Genomic DNA, 3890 nt, shown 5'->3' on the forward strand with positions numbered 1-3890 from the left:
GCATCGGCGAACACCGGGAACGCCGCATACAGCTCACGCCCCATCCCCAACCGCTGCGACCCCTGACCCGAGAACAAGAACCCGACCTTGCCCCCGGATCGGGCGCGCCCCAGCGTCACGTTCGCCGCCGGTTCGCCTGTGGCAAGGGCCTCCAGCCCCGCCCGCAGTTCGGCTGCGTCGGTGCCGATCACCGCAGCCCGGTGCTCCAGCGCCGATCGCGTCGTGGCGGACGAGAATCCGGCGTCGACCGGAGAGACGTCGCCGGCCGCGAAGGCCAGCAGACGCTCGGCCTGCGCCCGCAGCGCCACCTCGCTCTTCGCCGACAGCACCCACGGCACGGGCACCGGTCGGTGTACCGCGGCCGGCTCGGCTTCGGCCGCGGCGGGCGCCTCCTCGATAATCGTGTGCGCGTTGGTGCCGCCGATGCCGAAGGACGACACCGCGGCCCGGCGGGGCCCGGCGGTCCCGGGCCATTCCACCGGCTCGGTCAGCAGCCGTACGGCGCCCGCCGACCAGTCGACGTGCCCGGTCGGCTCGTCCACGTGCAGCGTCTGCGGCAGCACACCGTGCTGCATGGCCAGCACCATCTTGATCACACCGGCCACACCCGCCGCAGCCTGCGTGTGACCGATGTTGGACTTGACCGATCCCAGCCACACCGGCCGGTCGTCGGAGTGCTCCTGGCCGTACGTCGCCAGCAGCGCCTGCGCCTCGATCGGGTCGCCCAGCTTGGTGCCCGTGCCGTGGGCCTCGACCGCGTCCACATCGGCGGGCGTGAGTCCGGCGGAGGCCAGTGCCTGCCGGATGACCCGCTGCTGCGACGGACCGTTGGGGGCGGTCAGACCGTTGGACGCACCGTCCTGGTTCACCGCGCTGCCGCACACCACTGCCAGCACCTGATGCCCGTGGCGCTGGGCGTCGGACAACCGCTCCACCAGCAGCAGGCCGACGCCTTCACCCCAGCCGGTGCCGTCGGCACCGGCCGCGAACGCCTTGCAGCGGCCGTCCGGCGACAGCCCGCGCTGACGGCTGAACTCCACGAACAGGTCCGGCGTGGTCATGACGGTGACGCCGCCGACCAGGGCCATCGAGCACTCGCCGCTCCGCAGTGCCTGTGCGGCTAGGTGGAGGGCCACGAGCGAGGACGAGCAGGCCGTGTCGACCGTGACCGCAGGACCCTCAAGACCGAACGTGTAGGAGATGCGGCCGGAGACGACCGACGCCGCCTTGCCCGTCAGCGCGTATCCCTCGATCTCCTCGGGAGCGTTGCGCAGCCCGTTGGCGTAGTCCTGGCCATTGGTGCCGATGAAGACACCGGTGCGGCTGGCGCGGACGGATACGGGGGCGATGCCGGCGCGCTCGAAGGCCTCCCACGAGGTCTCCAGCAGCAGGCGCTGCTGGGGATCCATGGCCAGCGCCTCGCGCGGCGAGATCCCGAAGAGGCCGGCGTCGAAGCGGTCGGCACCCTGGATGAAGCCGCCCTCACGCGCGTACGTCCTGCCGGACCGGTCGGGGTCGGGGTCGTAGAGCGAGTCGATGTCCCAGCCGCGGTCGGTGGGGAAGCCGGACACCGCGTCCCGGCCGGAGCGCAGCAGCTCCCACAGGTCCTCCGGCGACTGCACGCCGCCCGGGAAGCGGCAGCTCATGCTGACGATCGCGAGGGGCTCGTCGGTCGCGGCGGCGGCCGTCGCCTGCGCGGCCTCCGCTTCCAGCCCGTGCCGGCCGAGGAGTTCTTCGCGCAGGTGGCGGGCGAGCGCGGTGGGGGTCGGGTGGTCGAAGACCAGGGTCGTGGGCAGCTTGAGGCCGGTGGCCGTATTGAGCCTGTGGCGCAGTTCGACGGCGGTGAGCGAGTCGAAGCCGGTCTCGCGGAACGTCCGGTCGGCCTCGAAGGCGCCCTTGCCCGTGTGGCCGAGCACCGTGGCGGCCTGCTCACGGACCAGGTCCAGCAGGATGCGGTCCTGCTCCCCCCGCGTGGCGCCCAGGAGGCGCTGGACCAGCGCGGACGCGGGCACTTCGGCGCTCTGCGCCGCCTGGGCGCGTGCTTCGAGGGCCTTACGGGCCTCGGGCACACCGTGCAGCAGCGGGCAGGGGCGCGTGCCGGCGAAGGCCGGGACAAAGCGGTCCCAGTCCACATCCGCGACGGTCACGGACGTCTCGCCGTGGGTCAGCGCACCGTGCAGCACGGAGATCGCGGGAAGGGCCGCGATCGCCCGGACGCCGCGCCGCCGCAGGTGGTCGCCGGCGGCGCCGTCGGCCATGCCTCCGTCCGCCCACGACCCCCACGCGACGGCCAGCGCGGGCAGGCCCTGGGCACGGCGCTGCTCGGCGAGGGCGTCGAGGAAGGCGTTCGCGGCACCGTAGGCGCCCTGGCCGCCGTTGCCCCAGACACCGGTCATCGACGAGAAGAGGACGAAGGCGTCGAGGTCCTGGCGGTCCCGGGTTAGCTCGTGCAGGTGGAGCGCGGCGTCCACCTTGGGCCGCAGCACGTGGTTCAGGCGCTCGGGCGTGAGCGATTCGACCAGGCCGTCGTCGAGCACGCCTGCGGTGTGCACCACGGCGTTCACCGTGTGTTGCTCGAACAGCTCGGCGAGCGCGGTCCGGTCGGCCGCATCGCACGCGGCGACGGTGACCCGAGCGCCCAGCTCCTCCAGCTCCGCCCTGAGTTCGGCGGCGCCCGGAGCGTCGGGGCCCCGGCGGCTGGTGAGCAGCAGGTGTTCGGCTCCGGCGGTGGCGAGCCAGCGGGCCACATGCCCGCCGAGCGCACCCGTACCGCCGGTCACGAGCACCGTGCCGCGCGGCGACCAGGGCGCGTCCGCCGGTGCCGCGCTCTGCGGCGCGCGTACGAGACGGCGGCCGGACACGCCGGAGGCTCGTACGGCGAGCTGGTCCTCGTCGGCCTGGGCCAGCAGGCCGGCCAGTCGCTCCAGCGAGCGGGAGTCGAGTTCGGTGGGCAGGTCGACGAGCCCGCCCCAGCGCTGCGGCTGTTCCAGGGCGACGATCCGGCCCAGGCCCCAGATCTGGGCCGAGGCGGGGTCGGTGAGCGGGTCGGAGGGGCCGGTCGACACCGCGCCGGTGGTCAGGCACCACAGCGGGGCCTCTATCCCGGTGTCGCCGAGGGCCTGGACGAGCAGGACGAGCCGCTGGAGGGCGTCCGTTCCTGCCCCAGCCCCAGCCCCAGCCCCTGCCGCGGCGAACACGATGCCGTCGACCTGCCCGTGCCCGGCGTTGGCCAGGGTCCGGGCCAGCGCATCGCGGTCGGTGTCTTCGCCCACGACGAACGGGACGAGCTCGACGCCGAGTTCCGTGAGTCCGGCGTGGATCGCCGCGGTCCATGCGGTCTCCTCGGGGACCACGTAGAACCAGGTCTCCGACGGAGCGGCGCCCCCGATGTCGCCGAGCGGCTGCCAGGTGATCCGGTAACGCCAGCCGTCGGCGGTGGACTGCTCGCGCCGCTGCCGGCGCCAGGCGGACAGCTTGGGTGCGACCACGTCCAGTTCGGCGGGCTCCATCCCCAGGAGCGCACCGAGTGATGCGCGGTCCTCGCTCTCGACGGAGTGCCAGAACTCGGCGTCCATCGCCTCCGGGGCGCCGGCGGCTGCCACCTGAGGCGCATCGAGCCAGTGGCGCTCGCGCTGGAAGGCGTAGGTGGGCAGGTCGACGCGGCGGGCGCCCGGGAAGAGCGCCTGCCAGTCCGGGGAGATGCCGTGGGTGTGGAGCTGACCGATGGCGGTGACGATCGCGTACGGCTCGGGGCGGTCGGCGCGGAGTGCAGGGACGGTGACGACGTCGTCGTCGAGGCAGCCCTGGGTGAGGGCGCTGAGGACGCCGCCGGGGCCGATCTCGACGAAGGTGGTCACGCCCAGGTCGTGCAGGGTCTGCACACCATCCGC

1 protein-coding gene is annotated in these 3890 nt (G+C 73.7%); it reads right to left on the reverse strand.

The genetic code is table 11. The features are described 5' to 3' along the window. The coding region (locus tag ABZ208_RS38795; RefSeq protein WP_356914153.1) for an SDR family NAD(P)-dependent oxidoreductase at positions 1-3890 on the reverse strand (3890 nt) is incomplete at both ends.

This window comes from Streptomyces sp. NPDC006208, assembly GCF_040613775.1.
Taxonomy (GTDB): Bacteria; Actinomycetota; Actinomycetes; order Streptomycetales; family Streptomycetaceae; genus Streptomyces.